This is a genomic window from Rhodococcus sp. NPDC056960 (assembly GCF_042674125.1).
In the GTDB taxonomy this organism is placed as follows: domain Bacteria; phylum Actinomycetota; class Actinomycetes; order Mycobacteriales; family Mycobacteriaceae; genus Rhodococcus_F.
In genome coordinates, this window is the sequence record NZ_JBHURF010000024.1 from 83,891 (window position 1) to 108,296 (window position 24,406).

The window sequence follows — 24,406 nt, forward strand, 5'->3', positions numbered from 1 at the left end:
CCCCCATCTGAACGGAGTCACACATGACGAATAGCCCTGCCCGCTACCAGCCCGCGTTCCAGCCAGCCGGTGCACGAACACAGGTCAGCCAGGCCACCGCGATCGAGCAGTCCCGCGCCATCGCCGAGGTCCAGGCCGCCGTCCTCGTCGCCCAGCAGAACCGGCGCAGCAAGCCCATCGCCGTCGAAGAGATGCGCGACAGCACCGCACAGAAGTCCGTCGCCGATCGCGCGTTCTTCTCGTTCCCGCGCGGTGGTGAGACCGTGTCCGGCCCGTCGATCCACCTCGCCCGCGAGCTTGCCCGCTGCTGGGGCAACATCCAGTACGGCGTCGCCGAGCTCCGGCGCGACGACGACAAAGGCGAGTCGGAAATGCAGGCGTTCGCCTGGGATCTCGAAACAAATGCGCGCAACGCGATCACCTTCATCGTCCCGCACAAGCGCGACACCCGGCAGGGGACCCGCCAGCTCGCCGACATGCGGGACATCTACGAGAACAACGCCAACGCCGGCGCCCGCCGCGTCCGCGAGGCGATCTTCGCCGTCCTCCCGGCCTGGTTCGTCGAAGAAGCCTCCGACCGGTGCCACGCAACCCTGCAGGACGGCGGCGGAATCCCGCTCGCCACGCGCATCGCGAACAGCATCGGTCACTTCGACGGAATCGGAGTTTCCCGCAAGCAGCTCGAGTCCAAGATCGGTCGACCATCCGACGAATGGACCGAGCAGGACCTCGGAGAACTCGGCATCACCTTCAACTCGATCAAGAATCGGGAGATCTCGCGCGAGGAAGCGTTCCCGCCGAGCCGCGTCACCGCCGCTGACATCGAGAGTGGCCGACCAACCGAGGCTCCGCCGAAGGATGCGCCAGACGAGCGACCAGCCAAGGACCAGCCGAAGGACACGGAACGAGACGGGTCGCAGCCCGCGTCAGCCGAGGAACTGAAGGGCCTCACCGCTGCGCTCACCAAGGCCGGCATCAAGAACGCCGAGGAACGGAAGGCGTTCCTGTCCGCCCGCGAAGGTCGCGACATCACCGCCGTCAAGGATCTGACGTCAGCTGAGGTTGCCTCCACGATCCGCTTCCTCGAGAACGGCGAAGAGCAGGCCGGTGAACCCGCATGAGCGACACAACCAATGCGCCCATAGTCGGGCTGGCGTCGTACTTCCCCGACGCGCTGCCGGAATTCCGCGAGAAGTACGAGGGAACGCACATGGCCGTCGAGGTCATGGTCCCGATCGGGTGGGCTCCGGTGCTCACGCTCTCGTCAACGCTCGACGTCGTCACTCCCGACGGCATCCAGCTCGCACTCGGTGACCCCGCGTGACCCGCACCCTCGCGTCCCTCGCCCTCGCCGTCGCCCTCACGGCGGCGGGGGCGGGGATGGGCGCAGTCATCGCATTCGGCTGGCTCGCAAACGGATTCGACAAGAGACGGTTGGCGGTGGTGCAGCTGTGATTACAGTTCTCCGTTGCCGGGGTATCGGCGAACCAATGGGTGACGGCAACATGCTGGCCAATGTCACGAAGAGCCTCGACACCCAGCGGTTCCGAGTGGTCGAGCTGCCGTGGTCGGCTCAGTACGGGCCGGTGCCGGCGCCGCTCGGGTCGTCGTTCGACAACTCGCTCACCTCGGGTCGCACGATGCTGCTCGACTATATCCGGCGCGACCCCAACCCGGTCGTGCTCACCGGCTACTCGGGTGGGGGAGCGCTCGCGGGCAACGTCGCCGCCGAGATCGCACGCGGCGAGCACTCCGAACTGGACGTGCGCGGCGTCGGTCTCATCTCCGACCCGCTCCGTCCGGCGGATCCGTGGGGGTCGGAGGAGCCCTGGGGAATCGCAGGCTCACGGCCCATCGCCCGGGTCTGGTTCCCGGTCTGGCACTGCGCCGACCCTGCCGACGTCATCACGTGCTGTCCGCCCGACAGCCCGCTGCGCACGATCGCGGATCAGTCGTCGGCGTTCGCGCTCGGCGACCTCCGTTCGTGGGGCTGGGACCTCGTCAACCGCCTGCGAACCGGGCGCTGGCAGGCAACGATCCGCGACTGGCGCAACGGGCCTGCGGTGTGGAACGCCTACTCGCAGGCGATCGTCGGCGCCCGCGGCTACCTCACCGGTGACCACACCAGCTACAACCTCCGCTGCTACCCCGGCTGCTACCCCGGCAGCACTCGCACCTACACCGAGTGGCTTGCCGACCGAATCAACGAAATCGAGGCATGACCATGACGTTCGATGTGAAGGGATTCTGCCCGATGGGCTGCGGCGCAACGCTGTTCGCAGGCTACGGCGGATACATCGCCTGCAGCAACGCCTCCTGCCCTAATCCCACGGCCGTCGCTGACATCCTTGACGTCCGCGAGACCGAGCACATCGTCACGCTCAGGGCCGATGAGTTCACCGTGCGGCATCCGCTCCGTGAGCGCGTCGAGAACGAGCTTGAGGAGTGCCGGTTCCATCGCCTGCTTGCGGCGCTCGACGGCCCGCCTGAGCCACCAGGCACTTACCGCGTCACGGTCTGCCGCGACAACGTGTGGACCTGGGAACCGGTGAGGCGATGACCATCCAGCAACTCACCAACGGTCAGCGCCAGCTCCTCGCCGAGTTGGCCCCGTGGCAGCTCCTCGCCCTGGCCGACGCACCGGCGTATTGGTGCAAGCACATCCGCGACAGCCAGGGCGGCGGCACCGCACGCAATGGGGAGTGGCGGGCGGTCGGCGTCTGGCGACAGACGTACTCCTGGGGCCTCGCGATGACGGCGCTCGGTGACTACATGCACCAGCGGAAGCGCGACGACCCCGCGCACACCGTGACGCTCACGTGGGTAGAGGTCACGCGGTGGTTCGAATCGCTGCCCGCCGAACTGCGCGCCGACGCCCGGCGCAGTCGCAAAGCCGATCGCGACGCCGAGCAGCCGCGAGTCGTCGACCAGATCCTGGCGCACGGCATCACCGAGCCGGAGCCAACGCTGTGGTGACACCACACAACGCGGAAGGGAGGCTCTGATGCCACGCGAATACGGCAAGGCCTGGTTCTCCATGTTCACCGACGACCACTTCACTGCGCAGCCGAACATCGACAAGTTCCTGTACATGACGCTGCTCGGGCAGCCGTCGCTGAACTACGCCGGCGTGACGCCGATCAACTTCAAGCGGTGGCGGAAGGCGATCCGCGAGGGTGACCGCACGCCGTCGGAGTTGGAGGCGAAAGCGGCGTTGATCCGCCTGGAGCGCAACGAGTACGTGTTCACCGATGATGACACCGGGGAGGTGCTTGTTCGGTCGTTCATGCGCCGCGACGAGGTTCACAAGATGCCGAACGTGATGCTGTCCGCGCTGCGGGCGGCGGCTCAGGTTGAGTCACCGAAGTTGGCGCGTGTCCTCGCGGCGGAGCTGGCCCGGATTGAGGTGCCGGTGATCAACGGCGTCAGTGACGGGACGAAGCGTTTGCGACTGAATCTCGAACGTGCGCACCGGGATGCCGTGGCACACCTGGGAACGCTGTCCGAGTCGGCGGTTGAACCCTACCTCGAACCCTTCTCGGAAGACTTCCCCGAAGGGTTACCTGAACCCTTCTCGGAAGGGTACAGGGAAGGGTTCTCGCGACCTGGGGAAACAGAACCCCTCACCGAAGGGTTCCCGGAAGGGTTCGGGGAAGGGTCTGTTGTGGTTGAGGTTGAGGTTGAATCTCTGGGTACTGCAGATAGAAAGTTGGGAGGTCGCGCGGGCGCACACTCGCGTACGCGCGAGGCGGGCACTCAACCGCCCTCCCCGAACTGCCCTCAGCACCCCGAAGGAACCACCGACCCGTGCGGGGCCTGCGGGCAAGCCCGCAAGGCGCACACCGCATGGGAGACCGAGCAACGCCGGCAGGCCGCCCGGGCCGCCTCCACCGAGGCCCACCGCCAAGCCGAGATCCGCGCCCAGGACATCTACGCCTGCAGCATGTGCGACGACGAGGGCTACCTCGACGGCCGACCATGCGGGCACGACCCAACCCAGGCTGAGGTCAACGCACGCGGCATTGAACGGGCTCGCGCAGCCCTCGCCAAGGCGAGCGGCGAGTGACCGTCTACACGATCGTCCTGAACGGCACGAAGCCGCCGCTCTCGATGAACCAGCGCCTCCACCATCAGGTCAAGGCACGGATCACCCGACAGCTCCGCGACGAAGTCCACATCGAAGCGAAACGGCAGCGACTCCCACGCGGCGTCCCGCACGTCACCGTCACCCTCCACTACCGGCCCGCCCGCAACGGGGTCCGCGACACCGACAACCTCGTCGCCACCCTCAAACCGTGCTGCGACGCCCTCGCCAAAGGCACACCGAAATGCCCCGGCTACGGACTCGTCGAAGACGACACCCCGCAGTGGATGACCAAACCCATGCCCGTGATCCACCCCGCCCAGAAAGGGCAACCCGGATCGCTGTGGCTCGAAATCGAACTCCAGGAGCAATCGTGACCGTCACCGTCTACAGTTCACCGGCCTGCATGCCCTGCCGCGCCACCAAGCGGAAGCTCGACGACCTCGGAGTCGAGTACGCCAGCGTCGACCTCGCCGACGACCCTGACGCCGCCACCGACCTCAAGAAGCTCGGCCACCTCGAAACCCCGGTCGTCATCGTCCGCCTGGACTCCGGCGTGCAGCACTGGTCCGGGCACAGGCCCGACCGCCTCACAAAAGTCGCCGGCGACCTCGCCGCCATCGCCTACCTCGCCGAGAACGGAGACCCAGCGTGAGCGACGATCACCTGTACATCCCACGACACACCCTCAAGCTGCTCGCCACCACACTCCGCGAGATCCCCGAGCTCTGCATCGACCTCGAGGTCGCGCTCACCAAACAGGACCGGCTCAGCATGCGTGGCGGCAACCGCAAACCGAAGCGACCCTCGGAGCAGCCACTCCCATACAGCGAAGACGCATCCGAAGCGGGGGAGACCATACACCGAGTCCTCAGCACCTGGGTGCGCCTCGTCTGCGAGCACCGCGGTGTGGAATACGCACCCATCGGATACGAACCAGGCAGCGGCAAGTCCCTTCCACCCGGCTACAACGCCGACAACACACCAGGGCTCGCGAAATGGCTCAACAGGCACCTCATCTCGCTCGCCATGACCGAAGGGTCCGAGTCCGCAGTCGACGAGATCCTCGACGCCGTCGAAGTCATCCGCCGGATCATCTGGCCCAGATTCCGCGAACCTGACAACGCCTCACGCACCGATGCTGCCCGCGCAACCGTCCTCAACCAAGCCGGAATCGCCTCAGTTGCAAAGGAACTCGGAGACGAATACCGGCACCTCGGCGCCCGCCGTGTCAAGTACCTCTGCGAACAGGGCTACGCGCGCCCCGCCCCCGGGCCATGGCGACCAGACTGGCCCACCATGTACGTTGTCGGCGACGTCATGGACGCCCACCTCGCACACCCCATCCGACCGCGACACACCAAGGAGAGCGCGTGAACGACATCGTTGAGTTCCTGAGGGCGCGCTTCGACGAGGACGAGGTCGCGGCGCATGCGGCGAAGGACTCGCCGATCATCACCTCGATCGCCCGTCAGAATGGAAAGCGCGCGGCTGCTGAGCACATTGCTCGCCACAATCCAGCCCGTGTGCGGCAAGACGTGAACGCGAAGCGCACGGTCCTCAACGTCCTGGAGCACTGGCCCAGCTGGACCGGACCCGACGGAGACCTACCCGCCCGCATCGCCCTTCGCCACATGGCCGCCGTCTATGCCGACCACCCCGACTACGACCCGACCTGGACTTAGGATTCGGCACTCGAGTTTCGGCCTGCCCATTTGCTACGCTTGCGCTGGCGCGAGGTCTATGAGATCTGGCGCCATCGCCGTCTCATCGGAAACCCTGTTCAGCGCAGCGGGTGAGTCGGCCACAATCCTCGCCCGGTCAACGTCACCGGCTCGTCCCGGATTCAGGCGGGAACCGGAATCGAAGGCTCACCCCCACGGGAAGCGCGCGCCTCTATTCGTGCGTCGGTGAGCCTGCCGGGCGACACATCCCAGAGGAGGTCGCATGCCTGACACGAACCCCCTCGACCAACGCACCGGCCACGGACAGTGGACCGCCGTCATGCGCCCCGCTATCGGAATCCTCTGGGTCTCCGACAGCGGGGCCATCGGCTTCCAGCCGACCACCAACGTCGACCCCACGCCCGTCACCACGCTCATCGAGACCTACCAGGCCGCCGGCAAAGACGCCGCCGACACCTTCACCGACCTCGCCGCAGCCATCGGGTCCCGCATCGAAACCGGGCGCCTCGACGACTGGCGTGCCGAGCGTGGACGATTCAGGAGCAGGGCATGACCGCCACCGACCAGATCGGTCGCACCCTCTCGTTCATCATGAAGGTCGCCGCCGCACGGCAAGACGCCACACCCGACCAACTCCTGCAGCTCCGAGACCGCCTCGTCCCCAGGCTCCGCGAGTTCCAGGCCACCGGCGACACCACACTCTGCGAAGCCATCCTCCGCGAGATCATGGGCGCCGACTGGAAACCCACCGGACAGTTCGCCCTCGGCCCCGGCGCAGCACTCGGCCACTTCACCGACGAAATGCGCGCCCGCGGACACGATCCCAACACCATCCTCGGAGCCGGACGATGAAGGTCATCGAGTTCTTCCGCATCGCCTGGTCCATCCTCCGGACGTACGTGCTGTGATCCTCGACCGCATCTTCGACACCATCCACCGCGTACTCGTCTGGGTGGCCACGCGATGAACTGGGCACTGATCCGCTGGTGCCTCACCGGCATACGCCGCATGTACCTCGGGAGGTAGCGATGCCCAGCCTCGAAGACCGGATCTACGACTACGAGGTCAAGCTCGCCGAAGCGCGACGCGCAGGCACCGAAGCCGAGCGCGTCCAGCTCACCAGCCTCCTCAACCAGGAACTGCGCGCCCAGAACCACACGCCGAGGTAGCCCATGCTCTACGTCGTCACGGGCCCACCCGCGGCAGGCAAGAGCACCTACTGCCGGCAGCACGCCCAACCCACGGACGTGATCATCGACTTCGACCTCCTCGCCAACGCCCTCACACCACCACGTGAGGGCGTCAGCGCCCACGACCACAGCGACGCAGTCAAGGCCGTGGCCAAGGCGGCGCGGCAAGCAGCCATCGACAAGGCCCTGTCGCTCACGGGCTGCGACGTCTACCTCATCCACTCCACCCCATCAGCCGCGCTGCTCGACCGATACCGCCGCGCCGGCGCCCACATCGTCACCGTCGACCCCGGCCGCGACATCGTCATGAGCCGCTGCAAAGCCGAGCGACCCAGACGCATGCTCGCCGTCGCAGCCCAGTGGTACGACAACCAAGCCCAGGGCGACGACGACCACGCGCCGCGGCCAGCCAGGACCACCACCGAGAAGGGCCTCGGCTGGCAACACCAGAAGCAACGCGACCGACTCCTCCGCGCCCACACCGACGGCACCGCCTGCTGGTGGTGCGACCAACCCATGTACCGCGACAAGACCCGCAACCACGACGGCGAAGCCCTCGCCGCCGACCACACCCACGCCCGAGCCAACGGCGGCACCACAGCCGACCGGCTGCTCCACGGCCGGTGCAACAAGGAGCGAGGCAAAGGCGACCGCGACCACCTCCGGCCAGCCCTGGCCGCGCAACGAGGTGGTTGGGCCGGAAACAGCATGACCTGGTGACAGTTGCAACGCCCTGACCTGCAGTTATGCCGATTTTGGCGCAAAACCGCAGGTCAAAGCGTTGCGTCCGCACTGACAGCACCGATCCCCCGCGCAACGCTCTGACCAGGGCAAACGCGCCCAATCTGGCGTTTCCGCAGGTCAGAGCCTTGCAACTCGCGTTGCGGCAAGGCCCTCGCGGCTGTCAACCGCCGGCCAGTCCCGCCTCATCCCACCGCTCAGAATTCTTGAGGGGTGGGGGGCTCCTGACTCGGCGGCGGGGCAGTCAGGACATTTTTTTGCACGGCCTCTGAACCTACGTGCAGCCGAGCCGGGGCTGAGCGCCCCACTGCGGCATCAGAAGCCGTCTGACCAGCATCCGAGGTGCGGGAAGGGGTGACAATGGCCCTCGTCGACGAGGCCGATGATCTCGGCACCGCCGGGCGCCGGCTGTTCGATTCCCTCCACGACGACGCCGACCCGTACTCGCTGACGGTGATGGTCGTCGAGGCCTGCCGGATCAAGGACCGGCTCGACCAGCTCGACAGAATCCTGTCCGGCGAGGAGGAGCTCTGGCTCCGCCTGGTGGCATCCCGCGGCGACGCGGAGGTCCTCGAGATCCGCTGCGACTCGGCGCTGCAGGAGTCCCGGCAGTTGGCGACGGTGCTGCGGCAGCTCCTCGCGGAGATCCGGCGACTGAAGGACGCCAGCGACAGCGGCGAGTATGACCCTCTCGACGATCTGTGAGGAAGACGTCGATGCTCGGTTCGCCGAGATCATCGCGTCGGAGTGGCCGAAGCTCGAAGGCCGGCAGACCCCGAACTTCCTGGCGTTCACTCCTGGCAACACCGAGCTAGGAGGCAAGGCCGCCGAACTGGGCCTCCGGTCGGCGTCCAGGATTCGCGCGATCCCGTGGCAGTCATGGTCGCTTGAGCGGATCATGTCGAAGGCGCCGGACGGGACATGGACGCACTCCGAGTGCTGCCTGATCGTCCCGCGGCAGAACGGCAAGTCGCTGATCCTCTCGCTGAGGGTGCTGTACGGGCTGTTCAAGCTCGGCGAGAAGATCGTGTTCTCGGCCCAGCAGTGGGAGACGGCGAAGGCGCTGTGGAAGCGCACCTGGGCGATCGTGAAGACGACGCCGTGGATGCTCAAGCGCGTCGAGTCGCACACGTGCTCGCAGGGCCGCGGCACGATCGTGTTGGCTAGCGGCGCCGAGGTGGTGTTCACGACCAGGTCGGCGAACGCCGGCCGGGGTCTCGACCGCGTCGACCTCGAGATCTACGACGAGGCATACGACCTCACCGAGGCTGACATGGCGGCGCTTTCGCCGACGAAGATGAACTCGGACGATCCGCAGACGATCTACACCTCGTCGGCGGTGAACCAGGACCAGCACCCCAATGGCCAGGTTCTGGCTGCCGTCCGTCAGCGCGGCCTCGTCGGCGAAGACGGGTTGTTCTTCGCCGAGTGGATGGCGCCCGACTCCCTCGACCGCACCGACCCGCAGACGTGGCGTTGGGCGAACCCGTCGTTCGGTGTCATCCAGACCGACAAGAAGCTGGCGCCCGAGCTGCGGAAGTTCTCGACCGAGGCTGGCATGAAGAGCTTCGACGTCGAGTATCTCGGCCGCGGCGACTGGCCCTCGGAGAAGGCCGAGGTTCATGAGCCGGTGATCACGGCGGAGGCGTGGGGTGACATGGAGGGTAGATCGGAGTTGGTCGGTCCGGTCGCGATCGCGGTGGACCGGCACCTGGACTGGTACGCGATCGCGATGGCCCAGCGCACGACGTCGGGCAAGATCCACATCGAGATCGGCTACCTCGATCGTCCGTCCACCGGCGTTGTGGAAACCATCGGCGACATCGTCGAGTCGGTCGACCCGTGTGTGGTGATGATGAACCGGACGTCGCCGGCGGGCAGCCTGCTACCGGCGTTGAAGGTCAAGCGGATTGAGCCTGTCATGACGTCGGCGCAGGAGATGGGGCAGGCCTGCGTCGGGTTCCTCGACGACGCGCTCGCTGGGCAGCTTGAGCACGCCAACGATCCGCGCCTGACCAACTCGATCGCCGGGGTCAAGAAGAAGCCGATGTCGGGTGGTGCATTCGGCTGGGACTACGACACCGCGGTGATCCTGTCGCCAATCGTCACGGCGACCTTGGCCCGGCTCGGGTTGCTGACCTACGGCGTCGACGAACCGAAGCCCGAGGCGCTTCCGCCGTCGTACGTCGCGGCAACCGGGCCCGCCGAGTTCGATGCTCTGTCCGCTGGATTCTGAGAGGGGTGATGTGATGTGACTGCCGCACTTGCGCCGTCGTACGCCGTGACGACGTCACCGGCCCCCACGTACGAGGTCGGGTACGTCAACGGCGAGACCATGGGCTGGCAGCAGTGGCTCGACGAGGAGAAGGTTCCCGATCTGCAGTGGCCACAGGCGAACCTGATCTACGCCCGGATGGGTCGGGAGGACGGCCGAGTGTCGTCCGTGCTCAACGCGATCGGGCTGCCGATCCGGCGCACGGCATGGCGCATCGACAAGAACGGTGCGAGCGACGAGGTCACCGAATTCGTTGCCCGCAACCTCGGACTCCCGATCGTCGGCGACTCGTCGGACGACAAATCCCTGCCGCGAACCAAGGGCCGCTTCTCCTGGGTTGAACACGTCCGCGTCGCGCTGCTGAGTCTGCAGTTCGGGCACAGCTACTTCGAGCAGGTCTACAGGATCGACGGCGACCGGCTGAACCTCCACAAGCTGGCGCCCCGCCCGCAGCGCACGATCATCAAGATGAACGTCGCCCGGGACGGCGGCCTCGATTCGATCGTGCAGGCCCAACCGGCCGACTCGAACTTCGACGTCTCGAACATCCTCGACGGCGGAATCCGGATCCCGATCGACCGCCTCGTCGCCTATGTCCGCGACATGGACCCCGGCCGGTGGATGGGCAACTCGCTGCTCCGGCCCGCGTACAAGCATTGGATCCTCAAGGACGAGCTGATGCGTATCGAGGCCGCAGTCGCTCGCCGGAACGGCATGGGTGTCCCGGTGGCCACCGCGCCGGAGGGCGCAGACCAGGCGACGGTCGACGCCTACCGGGGGATGGCGACCGAGTACCGCGGCGGCGAGCGGTCCGGCGTCGGCCTGCCAGCTGGCGCAGATTTCAAGCTGCTCGGCGTGAGCGGCAACCTGCCCGACATCCGCCAGGCAATCGAGTACCACGACAAGCAGATCGCCCTCGCCGGGCTCGCGCACTTCCTGAACCTCGACCGCGGCGGCTCCTACGCGCTGGCGTCCGTCCAGTCGGACTCGTTCACCCAGTCGACGCAGACGATCGCTGAATCTCTTCGCGACACCGCGCAGGCTCATGTCGTCGAGGACCTGGTCGACCTGAACTTCGGTGAGGACGAACCGGCGCCGCGACTGGTGTTCGACGAGATCGGCTCCCGGCAGGACCTCACAGCGCAGGCGCTGAAGACGCTGATCGATGCCGGCCTGATCCGACTCGACCGGTCGCTCGAGGAGTACACCCGCCAGCAGTACGGCCTCCCGTCCAAGGACACCCCGCCTCCGGGCGAGGGGCAGGTCACCGTGTCGAAGCCGAGCGCCGAGGACATCGCCGCCATGGTCACCGCTGCGGGCACGCTGATCCGGTCCGGCTTCGACCCGCAGGATGCGTTGAAGGCTGTCGGCCTCGACCCGATCGAACACCTGGGTCTGCTCCCGGTCACGGTGCAGAAGCCGGTCGATCCAGAGGGCGCCGACGACGAGCTCGTCGAAGACCTCATGGAGGACTCCGAAAACGCAAACGACGGTGACGCCGCCAATGGCTGACGTCACGGTTCCCGACCGGCCGATCCTGGTGACTATCCCGAACGTCGAGCTGATCAAGGCCGGGTCGTGGGAGATCTCGACGGGGACATGGAACCCCACCTCCGAAGACCTGTATGCGGCGGTCGCGGCATTGGAGTCGCCCGCGGTCCGGCGGCCGGTGCTCAAGTTGGGGCACACGGATCCGCGCTTCGACGGCGAGCCGACGATCGGGTACGTCGACAACCTCCGTGTCGAGGACAACGGCACCACTCTCGTCGGCGACTACTGCGGGATACCCGCATGGCTCGGCGACGTCATGGCATCGGCCTACCCCGACCGATCCATCGAAGGCCGGCACAGCTTCACAGACCAGACCGGCCGCGTCCACCCATTCGTGCTCGAAGCTGTTGCACTGCTTGGTGTCACAGCCCCGGGCGTGGGAACACTCGCCAGCCTCCAGGACGTCGCGGCGCTGTACGGCGTCGCCGCATCCGGCGGCGGAAAGGAAGAATTCACCATGCCCGTCGACAGCAAGGGCGCACCGCATGCATCCACTCTGAAGGTAGCCGCGTCGATCACCGTCGCGGAGGTTCAATCCTCCTTCTACAGCGGCCCCGCCGCCGAGAACTGGTGGTGGATCGAGGACATGTTCCTCGACCCCACCGAGGTTGTCGTCATCGACGACGAGAGCGGGTCGCTGTTCAGGATCCCATTCACCATCGAGGCAGACGAGATCGCCTGGGGTGAACCGCAAGAGGTCAAGCGAGAATACGTCGCCGCCTCGACATCTGTCCGCAAACCACTCGCCTCCTGGGCGAGCAAGGAAGAGTCCCGGCCCGCGGCCGCGACTACCGCGACTGAAACCTCGGCCGCGGAAACCACCACCGAAGAAGGAGGCTCGGACGTGGCATTCACGGATGAGCAGGTTGGCGAACTCCGTGAGGCACTGAGCCTCCCCGAGGACGCCGACGACCAGGCAGTGTTCGACGCGGTCCTCGAGAAGTTGACCGCTCCGGAGCCCGAGGAGAAGCCCGCCGACGAGAACGTCTCGGCATCCAAGGTTCGCGAGTACGCGAACTCGAACGGCATGCTCCTCGTCGAGGCGAGCAGCTTCAAGGAGACCACGCAGATGGCGGAGCGCGGTGCGCAGGCACTCGCCCGGCTTGAGGCCAAGGACCGCGAGGACGTGGTGTCCGCCGCAATCCGCGACGGACAGATCGCTCCCGCCCGCAAGCAGCACTGGATCAAGCAGCTCGAGGCGGACCCCGGCGCCGCTGAGGTCCTCGCGAGCCTGGACAAGGGCGTCGTCCCCGTGCAGGAGATCGGCCACGGAGTCGACGCCTCCGCCGGTAGCGACCTCGGAACCTACACCTGGCCGGGCGAACCGGCGTCTACGAAGGAGGCCTGATCATGGCGAACGAGAACATCGGTGTGTACGAGCCCGGACGGGACCTCACCGGCCGCGCTTCCGCAGCGGTCACCGGCAAGAGGTTCCTGAAGATCTCCGGCAACCGGTCCAGCGGCAACATCGCCGTCGCCCACGCCGACGCTGCAGGCCGGGTGTGCGGCGTGTCGAAGTACGACGCCGCGTCCGGCGACATCGTGGGCGTCGCCCGCGGAAACTCGCGCGTGACGTTCGTGACCGCGTCGGCCAATATCGCCGCCTTCGCCGAGGTGGAGGTCGCCGCCAACGGCCAGGCCGTCACCAAGTCTTCGGGTGTGGCCGTCGGCTACGCCGTCACCGCAGCCACGTCCGGCGGCGACGCCGAGATCAGCCTCTACTGAGAAAGGGCAGACATGCCTACTCCCTCTCCGGTGACTTACCCGCTCGGCGGGCCCGTCATCACCAACAACCAGATCACCGTCGACCTGGCGCTCAATCAGCCCGCGCTGATCACCCGCCGGATCTCCGACATCACCCTGCAGAAGTTCATCGCCCCGCTGATCTTCTCGAGCTCGGGCCAGCCCGTCACCGGTGGTGCGGTGCGTTACCAGCAGGCGACCGCGAACGAGCTGTACACCAACCGCGACATCGAGCAGCGCGGGCCGACCGACGAGTACCCGACCGTCGGCGCGGATCGGCTGGACGAGAAGCTCGCGAAGGTCGAGGACTGGGGCGGTAAGTTCGCGATCTCCGACGAGGCGAAGAAGCGCAACGACGTCGCTGAGCTCAACCGCAACACCACAGCGCTGTCGAACACGATCGTGCGGAAGGTGAACACCCGCACGATCGCCGCTCTCGACGCAGCGATCTCCGCCCTCGGTGGCGCCGGAACGTTCGTCGGAAAGAACTGGTCGACCGCCGTCACCAACGGTGTCAGCCCCACCGCGAACAACGCGCTCCCGCAGTCCGACTTCGCGAAGGCACAGCTCCTCGCCGACCAGGACGAGCTCGGTGTCACGTACAACCTGTGGATCATCAACCCGCAGGAGGCGGCGAACCTCGCCACCACGTACGGGCCCGCGCTGCAGCAGCTGCTCGACTACTACAAGATCGAGCTGTTCCCCTCCAACCGTGTCGCCGCCGGCAGCGCGTACGTGGCGGAGAAGGGCGCGGTCGGGTTCCTCGACTACGAGGAGGGCCTCACCACGGAGACGTGGCGCGAGCCCGGCAAGAAGACGTCGTGGGTGCAGTCGTACGTGCTGCCGGTGTTCGGGGTGACGAACCCGTACAGCGTCCGCAAGGTCACCGGTCTGGCGGGCTGATCACCATGGCCGAACGCACCATCTGGCACGCCATCTTCGAGTGGTTCGAGGATGGCGTGCGGCATTACGCCTACCGCGGCGAGGTCGTCGACATCCCCCAGGACGTCATCGAGCAGTACGAGAAGTTCGGTGTCTTCGACGCTCCCGCGCCGGAACCCGCGTCGGGCGCGCAGTCCGCTCCGGAACCGGCGCCTGAGGGGGTCGAGGAGCCCGCTGCCGGCGAGTCCGACGACGGTGACGCTTCGGCCGACGCCGGGGCGCCGGTGCGCCCGAAGCGTGCGGCGCTGTCGAAGGACTGGGAGAACTACGTCGTCGCTCTCCACGAGTTCACCGGCGGCACGGACGGTCTCACCCGGGACGAGGCCGAGGCCGCGACCCGGGAATCGCTGATTGCCCGGTTCGGCAAGTGATCGGATGGGGGCGGCGGTGAGCGTCTTTGCGGATCTGACGGAACTGACGAACTACCTCCGCCCCACCCCGATCGCGAATGAAACTCGGGCGACGCTGTTGCTCGAGATGGCGGCGAACCTCATCCGCCGCCGGGTCTCGGACGTCGACACGAACACGACGTACGGGAACACCGCGAAGTTCGTTCAGCTCGAGATGGTCGCGGACGCGCTGTCGCCGGGCGAGTTTCGGGGACGGACGTCGTACTCGGTGAGCCTCGACGACGCTGTCGAGTCCGCCACGCTGGCGAACCCGACCGCGACGCTGGTGCTCACGCGGGCGCATCTGAAGCTGTTCGGTCTGTCCGAGGACGCACTGCCGTCGTGGCACTTCGGCGACGGGCCGTGCCCGTGATCGAGCGGTTCTTCGTCTGGCAGATCACCGTCGAGCGGTACCTGGGCGGCAACGCTCGGGTCAAGTCGTACGCGCAACCGGATAAGTCGCTCCGCGCGAAGGTCACCATGGGTCGTGAGCTGGTCACGGACGCTGACGGTCGTGAGGTCGTCACCGTCGCGAAGGTGCACCTGCCAGTGGGCACGCCCACGATCCCCGCCGAATCGCTCGTGACCCTTCCCGAGCGATTCGGCGGCGCCAAGGTTCGCGTCGTCGCGGAGGCCGTCCGAGACAGCGGGCTTCCGGCACTCCCGAAGTTCTACCGGCTCGATCTCTCGTAGGAGGTTCGATGGCAGCGCAACTGCGATGGCAACCCAATGTGGTCGGCGCCAACGAGGAGGACCTCCGCCAATGTGGTGACGCCCTGCTCGACGACGCGAAGGCAATGGCCCCCGATCTGTCGGGGGACCTGAAGCGCAGCGGATTCGTCCGCGTCGAGGGAGACACCGTCGTCATCGGGTTCGCCGCCGAGTACGCGGTGAAGCAGCACTACCGCAGGGACTTCCAGCACCCGCGCGGCGGTGAGGCGTTCTTCCTGAAGAAGGCGATCGACAACTCCGGTCCGGTCCTGGAGCAGATCCTGGCCGAACAGGTCCGGCGGAGGCTCGGCGGATGACGACGTTCTCGACCACCAGCAACGAGTTGCTGGCCGCGCTCGGCTTGTATCTCGCCGGGCTGGACCTGGTCCAGTACAGCGACGCCGATGATGTCGTCTATGACGAGGACCCGGAGCGGCCGGCGTACGCGTGGCGCGAGCTTCCCGCCGATCCGAACACCGCGGTGTCGGCGACCGTCACCAACGACGCCCGGGACCGCGACCACTGGAACCCGGACTACTACGTGCGGCTCCGGGTTCGCAGCGCCGAGAACGCGGCCGCCGACGCGGACGATCTCGCCGACCGGTTCTTCAACCACCTGCACGTCCCGGACCACTACTACCAACCACAGACGTGGCCTGGCGGTGTCCGGGTCATTGATGTCCGCAGGGTCGTGCGGGCGCAGTCCGCACCGGACTCGAACAACCGCTTGATGCGGGCCGACTCCTATCGGATAACTCTCAACCCACCAGGAGAAATCTCATGACTGCACCTCAGCCTTTGCTGCCCCCGGACACCTCGAACCTCGACGCGACCCTCGCCCGCAACTGGGCGGTGCGCGTCAAGATCGGCGGTGCCTGGACGTGGATCAAGGGCATCAACAGTTTCGACGCTCCGATCTCCGACTCCCTGCAGGAGGCCGGGGACTACCACTCCGGCGCCTGGGGTGCACAGATCTCGACGGAGAAGGCGTGGGTCGCCACGATCGGCGTCGGCCGCAAGCTTGATCCCACCAAGGCGCCCGACCCGGGCGTCGAGTACCTGCGCGGACTGGGCGTCGAGGTCGGTTCTGACGGCATCGCCGAGATCCAGTGGTGGCGCACCGACGGCCTGCCCGACGCCTACCAGGGTCGTGGCACCGTCAACTTCGCGTCCGCCGGCGGCGACAAGACCGGCCTGCAGGGCGGCACCATCACGATCACCGGGTACGGCAAGCTCAACAAGATCGAGAAGCCGACCGCCGTCGCCGTCAACGAGGTCCAGCGACTCGACATCCTGAGCGCGCCGACCAGCTTCAAGCTGAAGGTCCTCGCCGCCGAGACGTCGGCGCTGACTGTGTCCTCGCTCGACGCGGCGACGCTGCAGACCGCGGTCACGGGTCTGGCGCCCATCGGGTCGGGCAACTGCACGGTCACTGGCAGCAACGCGGCCGGGTACGTCTTCACCTTCGCCGGCGCGCTGGCTGGTGTCGATGTGCCCACGCTGCAGGTCACCACGATCGTCGGCGGCACCGACCCCGTGGTCACCGTCACTGTGGTCACCCAGGGTCACCCCGCCGGATAGTCGGTGTCCCTCGACGACGTCGACGAGTACCTCGACCCGGGCTTCCGCATCACCATCGGTGGGCGGGAGTACCGGGTCGAGGCCCCCTCGGCGGACACCGCGCTTCGGCTGCACCGCAAGCTGGTCACGAAACCGTCGTGGTCGTTGCCTGTCGAACTCGACGAGATCCGCAAACTTCTCGGATCGGCGTGGGACGAACTCGTCTCCGCTGACGTCGCCGAGCTGAAGATCCTGCACGTCGGCCGCGCCGTCATCGCGAAGCACGCACTCGACGCGGATGCCGCAATCGAGTACTGGACCACCGGCACCGTCGGTGCGAAGCCAGTGGAAACCGAATCGCCCAAGCCGAAGGATGATTCGGCGCCCGGACGGTACGGCCCATTCGACCCTGGCGGCGGACCGTACCGGGAAGAGTTCGGCGACCGCGAGTGGTACAACCCTCCGCACATGGCGCCCGCCTTCAACAAGCAAGCGCAGGCGAAGAAGCGGAACATCACCTGGGCCGATCTCCTCGAATCGTGGACCGACCTCGAACTCGACTTCCAGTCAGTTGGCATCGACCTCGGTTCCGACATCCTCACCCGACGCCCGTGGCGCTGGTTCGAAATCCGTGTCGCCCATTTCGTGCGCACGCCGACTTCCCAGCTACGGCAGGCGATCGATCAGCGAAAGGATCACGATGGCAACGGTCCTCACTGACCTCAACGAGATCTACGACCCCGATCTGTACCTGCCGATCCGCGGCATGGTGTACCGGATCCCGGCGCCGACGGTCGCGGAGGCGGACCGGCTGCGGTCTCTGGTGTGGGAATCGGAGCTTACCCCGCAGGATCTGCACGACGAGATCGTGAAGATCCTCGGGCCCGCGCATCAGCAGATGACTGATGACGAGATCCCGGCCCCGTATCGCGATCACGCGGGCTGCACGGCGATCGTGCACTTCGGTGCATCGACGCAGCTGGGCCGCGAGTACTGGATGTTCTCCTTCCTCGGCGAGTCGATTGACATCGATGCGCTGATCGACCGGTTGCTCGACCGCAACGAGGGCCTCGTCCCGGCGGCCGGCGGGGTGGCTGATGGCGACTAGAGTCGCCGAGCTGTATGCGGAGCTGACGCTGCGCGACAACGGCCTGAATGATGGTCTCGAGGGTGCCCGCGACAACCTGAATCAACTCGGTCAGGCGTCGGATCAGGCGGCCACGCAGGCGCAGCGTGCCGCCGCGCGGCAGGCCACGGCCTATCGGGAGCTGCAGCGCGAGACCGAGCGTGCGTTCAACACGGCCCGCACCCAGGCGTCGCGCGCAGTGACAGCCACCGAGCGTGTTGAGGTCGTGCAGCGCCGTCTCGCCGAAGCCGTCCGTGAGCACGGGCAGGAATCCGAGCAGGCGCAGCGGATCGAACGCCAGCTCACCCAGGCCCGCGGCGATGCTGAACGCATCACTCGCAACGCCGAACGAGCGAACGACAACTACCGAATCTCGTTGCAGCGCAGCGAGCAATCTCAGCGCGACGCGACCCGGGCTGCTGAACGTGCGGGAACGAGCCTGCGTGATCTGATGCAGACCAGTGAACGTGCCGGCCGCAGCATGCGCGAAGCCATTCCCGACGAGGGTCAGGTGAGCCGCTTTTCCAGCGCTCTCACCCGGGCGGGCGAGGGCATGACGTCGATGGGCGGGAACCTCGGTGGGGGCATAGGTGGCGAATTCGCATCGGGGTTCGCGTCCCGCGTCGAAGGCCTCGGCGGCAAGGGCGGCCCGATCGCGGCCGCCCTTGCTGGTGTGGCGGTCATTGGCGTGGCCGCCGGCGCCGTTCTGGCATCCGCGATCGCCGACGGGATGGAGCAGGAGAAGGGGCTCGACCTCATCCAGGCGAAGCTCGGCACCAATGAGGACACCGCCCGCCGAATCGGCGAAGCCGCTGGTATGTCCTACACGAGCGGCTGGGGCGAGTCTGTCGCCGGGAACATGGACGGCATCCGGGCCGCCATTCAGGCCGGGCTCCTCACCGGCGAAGAAGACACGTCGATGTTCAAAGAGACCATCGACCAGCTGAACATTGTCGCCGATCTGATGGGCGAGGATGTTCCCGCAGTTGCGCGCGCTGCCGGTCAGGCCGTGAAGAACGGTATCGCCAAGGACGGCACCGAGGCGTTCGACCTGCTCACCCGGTCGGCGCAGGGCAGCCTGAACGTATCCGAGGACCTCCTCGAATCGCAGGTGGAGTACTCCACCCAGTTGCGGGCGCTCGGGCTGGAAGGCGCTGAGGGTTGGGCGCTCGTGTCGCAGGGCGTCAAGGGCGGTGCCCGCGACACCGATGTGGTCATCGACGCACTGAAGGAATTCAAGCTGCGGGCCAGCGATGGGACTGCGGCCGCAGCGGTCGGGTTCGACAAGCTCGGTGTCTCGGCGGGGGATTTCCAGTCAGCGATGGTCCAGGGTGGGACCGCGTCCCGCGACATGATGGCCACGATGCTGCGGAACCTGCACGAGATCAAGGATCCGCAGGACCGGTACAACGCTGCGCTCGCGCTGTTCGGCACCAAGTTCGAGGACATCCAGGGTGCCGTCGACGACATGAACCTCGACACCGCGGTCCAGCAGTTCGGTGAGATCGAAGGTGCTGCGTGGGAAGCCGGAAACACGATGGGGGACAACACTGCATCGCAGTTCGTCTCCGCGCAGCGCACCATCGAGACCGCGGCGAACTCCATCAAGCTGGCGCTGGCGGAGGCGTTCGGCCCCGGCATGACGCAGGCCGCCCAGTGGGTCCAGACACACAAGCCGGAGATCATCGGCTTCTTCACGGAACTCGCAACCGGCGCACTGACGACGCTGGACGGGATGATGGCGTTCTCGTCCGGCGCGTTGCGGGCGTGGGCGTTCTTCGCGGATGGCGTCGGCGACACGGTCGGCAAGATCGTGCAGCAGATGGCCGGCCTCGTCAATGCGCAGGCCAGTGTGCTCGATCTGATCCCCGGGATGGGAGGCCAGGCCGACGACTTCCGTGACATCGCGAACGGAATGAACGGGTTCGCTGAGGCAGTTGGCACCGCTGGCGAGAAGGCCCGAGGAATGGCCGACGTCATCGACTCCGCCCGTCCCACCATTCAGGGGATGCGGGACGACGTCGCTGAGGCTGGGCGGGCCGCACAGAACTCGGAACTGATGATGCGCGCCCTCGGCGAGGGTGTGAATGCAGTCCCGAACGACAAGAACATCGTCATCACCGACACCACCCCCGAGATCATTGCGAACCTCGAGGGACTGAACTTGAAGACCCGCACCCTGGAGGACGGCACCGTCGAGGTGTTCGCCGATACCGCAGAAGGTCAGCGGATCATCGATGACTGGATTCATCAGCCGCGCAACACGAACGTGACGCTGACCCCGGTCATCGATCAGCAGGCGTGGGCGGATGCGCAGCGCACGTTCAACCAGTCCGGGCAGCAAGGTCCGGTGGCCCCGGTATTCAGGGCCGACGGTGCGGTGGTCCCGAAGAATAGTGACCCGCATATCCAGCGCACTCAGGTCACGACGTACGGCGAGCCCGAGACTCAGGGCGAGGCGTACATCCCGTTCGCGCAGTCCAAGCGTGGGCGGTCCGTCAATCTCCTCCGGCAGGTCGCCGACATCTTCGGTCTCGACGTGGTGAAGATGGCCGACGGCGGAATCGTCGACAGCCTTATCGGGATCCAACAGTCGAAATTCCCCGGCTTGCAGGTGACGGACTCCTACCGCCCGGGTGCCGCGGACTATCACGGCGCCGGCCAGGCGGTGGACTTCTCCAACGGATCAGGCAACACCGACGAGCAACTGGCGTTGGCGAACTACCTCGCCGACAACTACCAGGACGACCTTGCCGAGCTGATCTACATCGACCCACGGTTCGGCCGGTGCATCAAGGACGGCAAGTTCGTTCCGGACTCCTTCTACGCCGGGGCGGGAGATCACACGAACCACGTCCACGCTGCAGCGAAGAAGGCGCTGGGCGATCCGTCCTCCAAGTCGTCGACGGCGCCGGACAACCGTACGGAGCGCGAGAAGATCGTCGACACGATCGTCGCCGAAGGGCGGCGCCGGGGCATCTCGGAGAAGGGCATCAAGGCGGCGCTCGCGGCTGGGCTCGCCGAGACCGATCTGCAGAACCTCGACTACGGCATGGATGGCGACAACGCGGGCATCCTGCAGCAGCGGGACAACGGGGCGTGGGGGACTCTCGAGGACCGGAAGGACCCAGCTCGCGCGGTCGGGATGTTCTACGACAAGCTCGACGATTTCGACTACGACAGCATGGACCCGGCGGATGCGGCGCAGAAGGTGCAGCAGTCGGGCACCGCGGACGGGTCGAACTATCGGGCGGAGCTCGGTGAGGCCGATCAGCTGTACGCCGACTCGGTCGCCCGCGGCGCCAGCTCGGCGCCGACGTCCAATGGTTCTTCCCCGTCGTCGTCCTCGTCCACGTCCTCGTCGATGACGGGTGGCGTGCAGGACGTCCGAGTGACGAACTTCGGTGACCTCGTCGACGCCCTCAAGACCGGCGCGGAGGCTGACGGCAAGGAAGAGCGGCAGCCGAAGCTGACCGGGAATCTGCGCATGTACGCCAATGGCGGGATCGAGGACCACTCCCCGCAGATCGTCCGTCCGGGCGACTACCGGGTGTTCGGCGAGCCCGAGACTCAGGGCGAGGCGTACATCCCGTTCGCGCTGTCGAAGCGTGCCCGGGCGTTGGCGATCTGGCGTGAGACCGGGCGCCGTCTCGGTGTCGCCGAATTCGCGGGTGGCGGCTTCGGCGGCTACTCCGGGCCGGACACCGAGGACGTGATGAAGCCACGAAACCTGTACGACGCCGCGGCACTGGCCACGGGCATCGGATTCACCGCAGTGTCCGGCGGCGCGAATCTCCTCGAGATGGCGCAGTCCGGGCAGTGGGACCTGTCGAAGCTGGTGCCCTCGTTCGACACCAGCAACAACGACATCCCCGGCCTGAGTAAGGCGTTCGAGGGGATGACGCAGCAACTCGAGGAGATCACCGAGACGCTGCAGAAGGGCGGGATGATTCAGGTGGATATCGACGTCGACTCGAACGGTGTGCCGACCGTGTCATTCACGAAGGCCGGGCTCGCGTGAGGCCTGAGCAGTTCACGATCGTCGGCGTCGACGACGTGCAGTGGCCCATTGGGGAGATCGACGAGCCCGGCACGCTGATCCGGGTCAAGGACATCATCGGGCTCGGCGGCGCAGGGTTCACCCACGACGACGACCAGAACGCCGACCAGGCGGGCGTGTCGTGGCGTGACACGATGTACGACCCGAACGTCATCGGGATGACGATCCGGTCGCAGCTGATGCCGGGCGATCAGGCCGTGTCCGTGGAGAAGGCGCTGCGTCGTTCGCTCGGGTTCCAGGCTGGCCGGCGGCTGGGGGAGTTCCTCGTCGACTCCTTGCAGGACGGTGAGCCGCACCGCCGGTTCCAGGCGTGGCGGCTCGCGTCGACGCTGCCCAGCCCGACGTACAGCGTCACCCAGCGGCTGGGGTACTTCGAGATCAAGGACGTTGCGTTGCGGTCGGACGAGTCGTGGTGGCGCACCGACCCCTACGAGCGGACCCTGTTCGCGGCGGACTTCGCCGGGGCGACCGTGGACAACGTCTCCGACGAGGACGTGTGGCCGCACTACGCGCTGACCGGGCCGATCACCTCGCCGACGCTGGGTCTGAACGGTGAGGCGGTGTCTCTTCCGACGATCGGTGCCGGCCAGACGTGGACGATCGAGACTGACCCGAACTGGTTCGAGATCCACGATCACACCGGCGCCGACCGCACTTGGCAGGGCCGCCGTTGGTACAAGAAGGCGCCGGCCGACACGACCGGCATTCCGCTCACGATCACCGGCACCGGCACCACGGGTGCGACGAAACTCGTCGTGACCTTGCCTCAGCTGTACGGGACGGCCGCGTGATCAACGCACCCGGGTATGCGCGCCCGACCGCCGCGCCGGTCGACGGCTTCGACATCGAACTCGGCAAGCGCAACGGCAAGGTCATCGAGTGGACGCCGCTCGGCTCGTACAAGGGTGCCGAGTTCGGTTGGCACTTCTTCGATCCCGCAAACTTTCAGATTGATCTCAAGCCCGACCACCGCCTGATTCCGGAGCTGACCGGGCTTCGGCGCAAGGCCATCCACGTCCGCACGTTCCGGAACGGGATCCCGTACACCGGGCGGCTGATGCAACGACGGCTGACCGGCAAGCCCGGCAAGGAATCGGTGTCCCTGACCGGGTTCGACTACAAGTTCCAGAAGCAGCGAACCCTCGCCTGGGTCCAACCGTTGTTCCCGCCGGAGGTCCAGGTCGGTCTCACCGGCAAGCAGGACATCATGGCGGGTGATCCGGACTTCCTGTGCAAGTACTTCGGCGCGAAGAACTGGACCCGCCTCGACAAGCCGATCTACGCCTCGCTGCCACTGCATCAGGTGGGAGAGGACCTCCCGGATCTCGACGACATCGCAACCCTCGACGATCTCCTCGACCTGGTGAACACCGCGGTCGGCAACGTCGCAGTGGTGTCGGCCCGGTTCACCCCGCTCGATGAGCTGTTCAAGCTGACCCGCAACCGGTTCGAGTTCGGCTACAAGATGGACCTGTGGGACGGCACCGGCACCCCGCCCCACGTGTTCTGCACCGCCAACCTCGCACAGCTCCAGTCGGTGATCGACTCGACCAGCGACAACTTCCTGAACTTCCTCAACCCGGACAACATCCTCGGACTCCTCGACCCGGACTCGTGGGGGAAGATGGACCGCGCCGGGTACGTGTTCGACACCCGCAAGAAGCGGGATATGCGGAAGCTGGAGTGGCGCACGGACGGCGGGCAGATCCTCAACGTCGACATGAGCGAGGACCATGCCGACGCCACCCGCGCGATCGTCGGCGGCAAGGCCCCCGAGATCCTCAACCAGGTCATCGAGTGGGGTGCGAACTTCGCGATCCAGCTCCTGCTCAACGCTCTCGCCCCCGGTCTCGGTCTCGGCCTGGTCGTCGGCGACCTGTTCGACAACATCTTCTTCGCGTACCAGCAGTTCTACGACGAGGACCTCGAGGACGACATCGGCAAGGACGACGCGTTCGGTGAGGTGTTCGCCGACAACACCGCGGCCTGGTCGGCCGAGTCATATGCCGTCGGGCAGGGCTCGCTGAACGATCACTCCGGCGGCGAGACGATCGCGCTCACCGTCGCCTCCGGCGGGCCGGACGGTCGCGGCAACAGCTTCGGCGTCGACGACAACAGCGGCCGCCGGTACGACGTCGGCGACATCCACACGTTCTACGACCGCGGCACCACCGTCGAGCAGTACATCTCCTCGGTCACCGTGAAGGACTCCCGCGACGGCCGGATGGTCGAAACCCCGGTGCTCGGCGAGGACAAACGCGTTCGCGGTGCGTGGAGCAACTTCCTCGCCAACATGCAGGGCTTCGCGCAGACCACGCGCGGAATCGCCAACAGCACATAGGAGAACCC

General features: G+C 66.7%; 32 protein-coding genes. All 32 read left to right on the forward strand.

Annotated features, from left to right (window positions below; genetic code table 11):
• Window positions 1-23 precede the first annotated feature (23 nt).
• The 32 genes from ACFTWF_RS32470 to ACFTWF_RS32625 all read left to right on the forward strand — a co-directional run bounded on the left by ACFTWF_RS32470 (window position 24) and on the right by ACFTWF_RS32625 (window position 24,398).
• Window positions 24-1,121 (forward strand): hypothetical protein, encoded by a 1,098-nt coding sequence (locus tag ACFTWF_RS32470; RefSeq protein ID WP_378465195.1) that lies wholly within the window; start codon window positions 24-26, stop codon window positions 1,119-1,121.
• Window positions 1,118-1,324, forward strand: coding sequence for a hypothetical protein (locus ACFTWF_RS32475; protein ID WP_378465196.1), 207 nt, complete (start codon window positions 1,118-1,120; stop codon window positions 1,322-1,324). The genes ACFTWF_RS32470 and ACFTWF_RS32475 overlap by 4 nt, the downstream gene beginning before the upstream one ends.
• Window positions 1,321-1,455: a hypothetical protein gene (locus tag ACFTWF_RS32480; protein WP_378465197.1), complete on the forward strand. Its 135-nt coding sequence runs from the start codon at window positions 1,321-1,323 to the stop codon at window positions 1,453-1,455. The genes ACFTWF_RS32475 and ACFTWF_RS32480 overlap by 4 nt, the downstream gene beginning before the upstream one ends.
• Entirely contained in the window at window positions 1,452-2,222 is a 771-nt protein-coding gene (locus ACFTWF_RS32485) for a hypothetical protein (RefSeq protein ID WP_378465198.1), read from the forward strand. The genes ACFTWF_RS32480 and ACFTWF_RS32485 overlap by 4 nt, the downstream gene beginning before the upstream one ends.
• A complete protein-coding gene (locus tag ACFTWF_RS32490; RefSeq protein ID WP_378465199.1) occupies window positions 2,219-2,560 on the forward strand; it encodes a DUF6085 family protein in 342 nt (113 codons plus the stop codon). Before ACFTWF_RS32485 ends, ACFTWF_RS32490 begins: the two co-directional genes overlap by 4 nt.
• Window positions 2,557-2,976, forward strand: coding sequence for a hypothetical protein (locus ACFTWF_RS32495; RefSeq protein ID WP_378465200.1), 420 nt, complete (start codon window positions 2,557-2,559; stop codon window positions 2,974-2,976). Before ACFTWF_RS32490 ends, ACFTWF_RS32495 begins: the two co-directional genes overlap by 4 nt.
• A gap of 28 nt (window positions 2,977-3,004) precedes the next feature.
• Window positions 3,005-4,066 (forward strand): hypothetical protein, encoded by a 1,062-nt coding sequence (locus ACFTWF_RS32500; protein WP_378465201.1) that lies wholly within the window; start codon window positions 3,005-3,007, stop codon window positions 4,064-4,066.
• Window positions 4,063-4,461 carry a hypothetical protein gene (locus ACFTWF_RS32505; RefSeq protein WP_378465202.1) on the forward strand — a complete coding sequence of 133 codons (399 nt, stop codon included), beginning with the start codon at window positions 4,063-4,065 and terminating at the stop codon, window positions 4,459-4,461. The genes ACFTWF_RS32500 and ACFTWF_RS32505 overlap by 4 nt, the downstream gene beginning before the upstream one ends.
• A complete protein-coding gene (locus tag ACFTWF_RS32510; RefSeq protein WP_378465203.1) occupies window positions 4,458-4,739 on the forward strand; it encodes a glutaredoxin domain-containing protein in 282 nt (93 codons plus the stop codon). Before ACFTWF_RS32505 ends, ACFTWF_RS32510 begins: the two co-directional genes overlap by 4 nt.
• Window positions 4,736-5,461 carry a hypothetical protein gene (locus ACFTWF_RS32515; protein ID WP_378465204.1) on the forward strand — a complete coding sequence of 242 codons (726 nt, stop codon included), beginning with the start codon at window positions 4,736-4,738 and terminating at the stop codon, window positions 5,459-5,461. The genes ACFTWF_RS32510 and ACFTWF_RS32515 overlap by 4 nt, the downstream gene beginning before the upstream one ends.
• Window positions 5,458-5,769 (forward strand): DUF6221 family protein, encoded by a 312-nt coding sequence (locus ACFTWF_RS32520; RefSeq protein ID WP_378465205.1) that lies wholly within the window; start codon window positions 5,458-5,460, stop codon window positions 5,767-5,769. The genes ACFTWF_RS32515 and ACFTWF_RS32520 overlap by 4 nt, the downstream gene beginning before the upstream one ends.
• 262 nt (window positions 5,770-6,031) lie before the next feature.
• The gene (locus ACFTWF_RS32525; RefSeq protein ID WP_378465206.1) at window positions 6,032-6,322 is read left to right on the forward strand and encodes a hypothetical protein; all 291 of its coding nucleotides are present in this window, start codon (window positions 6,032-6,034) and stop codon (window positions 6,320-6,322) included.
• Entirely contained in the window at window positions 6,319-6,621 is a 303-nt protein-coding gene (locus tag ACFTWF_RS32530) for a hypothetical protein (RefSeq protein ID WP_378465207.1), read from the forward strand. The genes ACFTWF_RS32525 and ACFTWF_RS32530 overlap by 4 nt, the downstream gene beginning before the upstream one ends.
• 176 nt (window positions 6,622-6,797) lie before the next feature.
• The gene (locus tag ACFTWF_RS32535) at window positions 6,798-6,938 is read left to right on the forward strand and encodes a hypothetical protein (RefSeq protein ID WP_378465208.1); all 141 of its coding nucleotides are present in this window, start codon (window positions 6,798-6,800) and stop codon (window positions 6,936-6,938) included.
• A gap of 3 nt (window positions 6,939-6,941) precedes the next feature.
• A complete protein-coding gene (locus ACFTWF_RS32540; RefSeq protein ID WP_378465209.1) occupies window positions 6,942-7,679 on the forward strand; it encodes a hypothetical protein in 738 nt (245 codons plus the stop codon).
• Between the two features lie 381 nt (window positions 7,680-8,060).
• Complete coding sequence (locus ACFTWF_RS32545; protein ID WP_378465210.1) at window positions 8,061-8,405, forward strand: hypothetical protein; 345 nt, start codon at window positions 8,061-8,063, stop codon at window positions 8,403-8,405.
• Window positions 8,383-9,936 (forward strand): hypothetical protein, encoded by a 1,554-nt coding sequence (locus ACFTWF_RS32550; protein WP_378465211.1) that lies wholly within the window; start codon window positions 8,383-8,385, stop codon window positions 9,934-9,936. Before ACFTWF_RS32545 ends, ACFTWF_RS32550 begins: the two co-directional genes overlap by 23 nt.
• A gap of 15 nt (window positions 9,937-9,951) precedes the next feature.
• Entirely contained in the window at window positions 9,952-11,487 is a 1,536-nt protein-coding gene (locus ACFTWF_RS32555) for a hypothetical protein (RefSeq protein WP_378465212.1), read from the forward strand.
• The gene (locus tag ACFTWF_RS32560) at window positions 11,480-12,874 is read left to right on the forward strand and encodes a phage protease (protein WP_378465213.1); all 1,395 of its coding nucleotides are present in this window, start codon (window positions 11,480-11,482) and stop codon (window positions 12,872-12,874) included. Before ACFTWF_RS32555 ends, ACFTWF_RS32560 begins: the two co-directional genes overlap by 8 nt.
• Window positions 12,875-12,876: 2 nt before the next feature.
• Window positions 12,877-13,251, forward strand: a complete 375-nt coding sequence (locus ACFTWF_RS32565; RefSeq protein ID WP_378465214.1) for a capsid cement protein — start codon at window positions 12,877-12,879, stop codon at window positions 13,249-13,251.
• A gap of 12 nt (window positions 13,252-13,263) precedes the next feature.
• Window positions 13,264-14,172 carry a major capsid protein gene (locus tag ACFTWF_RS32570; protein WP_378465215.1) on the forward strand — a complete coding sequence of 303 codons (909 nt, stop codon included), beginning with the start codon at window positions 13,264-13,266 and terminating at the stop codon, window positions 14,170-14,172.
• A gap of 5 nt (window positions 14,173-14,177) precedes the next feature.
• Window positions 14,178-14,582, forward strand: coding sequence for a hypothetical protein (locus ACFTWF_RS32575; protein WP_378465216.1), 405 nt, complete (start codon window positions 14,178-14,180; stop codon window positions 14,580-14,582).
• A gap of 16 nt (window positions 14,583-14,598) precedes the next feature.
• A complete protein-coding gene (locus ACFTWF_RS32580) occupies window positions 14,599-14,973 on the forward strand; it encodes a hypothetical protein (protein ID WP_378465217.1) in 375 nt (124 codons plus the stop codon).
• A complete protein-coding gene (locus tag ACFTWF_RS32585; protein WP_378465218.1) occupies window positions 14,943-15,293 on the forward strand; it encodes a hypothetical protein in 351 nt (116 codons plus the stop codon). The genes ACFTWF_RS32580 and ACFTWF_RS32585 overlap by 31 nt, the downstream gene beginning before the upstream one ends.
• Before the next feature lie 8 nt (window positions 15,294-15,301).
• Window positions 15,302-15,628: a hypothetical protein gene (locus tag ACFTWF_RS32590; protein WP_378465219.1), complete on the forward strand. Its 327-nt coding sequence runs from the start codon at window positions 15,302-15,304 to the stop codon at window positions 15,626-15,628.
• A complete protein-coding gene (locus tag ACFTWF_RS32595; RefSeq protein WP_378465220.1) occupies window positions 15,625-16,095 on the forward strand; it encodes a minor capsid protein in 471 nt (156 codons plus the stop codon). Before ACFTWF_RS32590 ends, ACFTWF_RS32595 begins: the two co-directional genes overlap by 4 nt.
• On the forward strand, window positions 16,092-16,892 hold the full coding sequence (locus ACFTWF_RS32600; protein ID WP_378465221.1) for a phage tail tube protein: 801 nt from the start codon (window positions 16,092-16,094) through the stop codon (window positions 16,890-16,892). The genes ACFTWF_RS32595 and ACFTWF_RS32600 overlap by 4 nt, the downstream gene beginning before the upstream one ends.
• Before the next feature lie 3 nt (window positions 16,893-16,895).
• Window positions 16,896-17,591: a hypothetical protein gene (locus tag ACFTWF_RS32605; RefSeq protein WP_378465222.1), complete on the forward strand. Its 696-nt coding sequence runs from the start codon at window positions 16,896-16,898 to the stop codon at window positions 17,589-17,591.
• Complete coding sequence (locus ACFTWF_RS32610) at window positions 17,572-17,979, forward strand: hypothetical protein (protein WP_378465223.1); 408 nt, start codon at window positions 17,572-17,574, stop codon at window positions 17,977-17,979. Before ACFTWF_RS32605 ends, ACFTWF_RS32610 begins: the two co-directional genes overlap by 20 nt.
• A complete protein-coding gene (locus ACFTWF_RS32615) occupies window positions 17,969-22,018 on the forward strand; it encodes a phage tail tape measure protein (protein ID WP_378465224.1) in 4,050 nt (1,349 codons plus the stop codon). Before ACFTWF_RS32610 ends, ACFTWF_RS32615 begins: the two co-directional genes overlap by 11 nt.
• Window positions 22,015-22,848, forward strand: a complete 834-nt coding sequence (locus ACFTWF_RS32620; protein WP_378465225.1) for a hypothetical protein — start codon at window positions 22,015-22,017, stop codon at window positions 22,846-22,848. The genes ACFTWF_RS32615 and ACFTWF_RS32620 overlap by 4 nt, the downstream gene beginning before the upstream one ends.
• Window positions 22,845-24,398 (forward strand): hypothetical protein, encoded by a 1,554-nt coding sequence (locus ACFTWF_RS32625; RefSeq protein WP_378465226.1) that lies wholly within the window; start codon window positions 22,845-22,847, stop codon window positions 24,396-24,398. The genes ACFTWF_RS32620 and ACFTWF_RS32625 overlap by 4 nt, the downstream gene beginning before the upstream one ends.
• Window positions 24,399-24,406: the final 8 nt, after the last annotated feature.

Excerpts from the sequence above, each read along its gene's own strand:
- ACFTWF_RS32470 (WP_378465195.1), top strand. The coding sequence starts at position 24 with ATGACGAATAGCCCTGCCCGCTACCAGCCCGCGTTCCAGCCAGCCGGT.
- ACFTWF_RS32545 (WP_378465210.1), top strand. The coding sequence starts at position 8,061 with ATGGCCCTCGTCGACGAGGCCGATGATCTCGGCACCGCCGGGCGCCGG.
- ACFTWF_RS32615 (WP_378465224.1), top strand. The coding sequence starts at position 17,969 with ATGGCGACTAGAGTCGCCGAGCTGTATGCGGAGCTGACGCTGCGCGAC.
- ACFTWF_RS32560 (WP_378465213.1), top strand. The coding sequence starts at position 11,480 with ATGGCTGACGTCACGGTTCCCGACCGGCCGATCCTGGTGACTATCCCG.
- ACFTWF_RS32535 (WP_378465208.1), top strand. The coding sequence starts at position 6,798 with ATGCCCAGCCTCGAAGACCGGATCTACGACTACGAGGTCAAGCTCGCC.
- ACFTWF_RS32595 (WP_378465220.1), top strand. The coding sequence starts at position 15,625 with ATGACGACGTTCTCGACCACCAGCAACGAGTTGCTGGCCGCGCTCGGC.
- ACFTWF_RS32570 (WP_378465215.1), top strand. The coding sequence starts at position 13,264 with ATGCCTACTCCCTCTCCGGTGACTTACCCGCTCGGCGGGCCCGTCATC.
- ACFTWF_RS32530 (WP_378465207.1), top strand. The coding sequence starts at position 6,319 with ATGACCGCCACCGACCAGATCGGTCGCACCCTCTCGTTCATCATGAAG.
- ACFTWF_RS32565 (WP_378465214.1), top strand. The coding sequence starts at position 12,877 with ATGGCGAACGAGAACATCGGTGTGTACGAGCCCGGACGGGACCTCACC.
- ACFTWF_RS32525 (WP_378465206.1), top strand. The coding sequence starts at position 6,032 with ATGCCTGACACGAACCCCCTCGACCAACGCACCGGCCACGGACAGTGG.
- ACFTWF_RS32590 (WP_378465219.1), top strand. The coding sequence starts at position 15,302 with ATGGCAGCGCAACTGCGATGGCAACCCAATGTGGTCGGCGCCAACGAG.
- ACFTWF_RS32495 (WP_378465200.1), top strand. The coding sequence starts at position 2,557 with ATGACCATCCAGCAACTCACCAACGGTCAGCGCCAGCTCCTCGCCGAG.
- ACFTWF_RS32490 (WP_378465199.1), top strand. The coding sequence starts at position 2,219 with ATGACCATGACGTTCGATGTGAAGGGATTCTGCCCGATGGGCTGCGGC.
- ACFTWF_RS32600 (WP_378465221.1), top strand. The coding sequence starts at position 16,092 with ATGACTGCACCTCAGCCTTTGCTGCCCCCGGACACCTCGAACCTCGAC.
- ACFTWF_RS32575 (WP_378465216.1), top strand. The coding sequence starts at position 14,178 with ATGGCCGAACGCACCATCTGGCACGCCATCTTCGAGTGGTTCGAGGAT.
- ACFTWF_RS32540 (WP_378465209.1), top strand. The coding sequence starts at position 6,942 with ATGCTCTACGTCGTCACGGGCCCACCCGCGGCAGGCAAGAGCACCTAC.
- ACFTWF_RS32475 (WP_378465196.1), top strand. The coding sequence starts at position 1,118 with ATGAGCGACACAACCAATGCGCCCATAGTCGGGCTGGCGTCGTACTTC.
- ACFTWF_RS32500 (WP_378465201.1), top strand. The coding sequence starts at position 3,005 with ATGCCACGCGAATACGGCAAGGCCTGGTTCTCCATGTTCACCGACGAC.
- ACFTWF_RS32550 (WP_378465211.1), top strand. The coding sequence starts at position 8,383 with ATGACCCTCTCGACGATCTGTGAGGAAGACGTCGATGCTCGGTTCGCC.
- ACFTWF_RS32610 (WP_378465223.1), top strand. The coding sequence starts at position 17,572 with ATGGCAACGGTCCTCACTGACCTCAACGAGATCTACGACCCCGATCTG.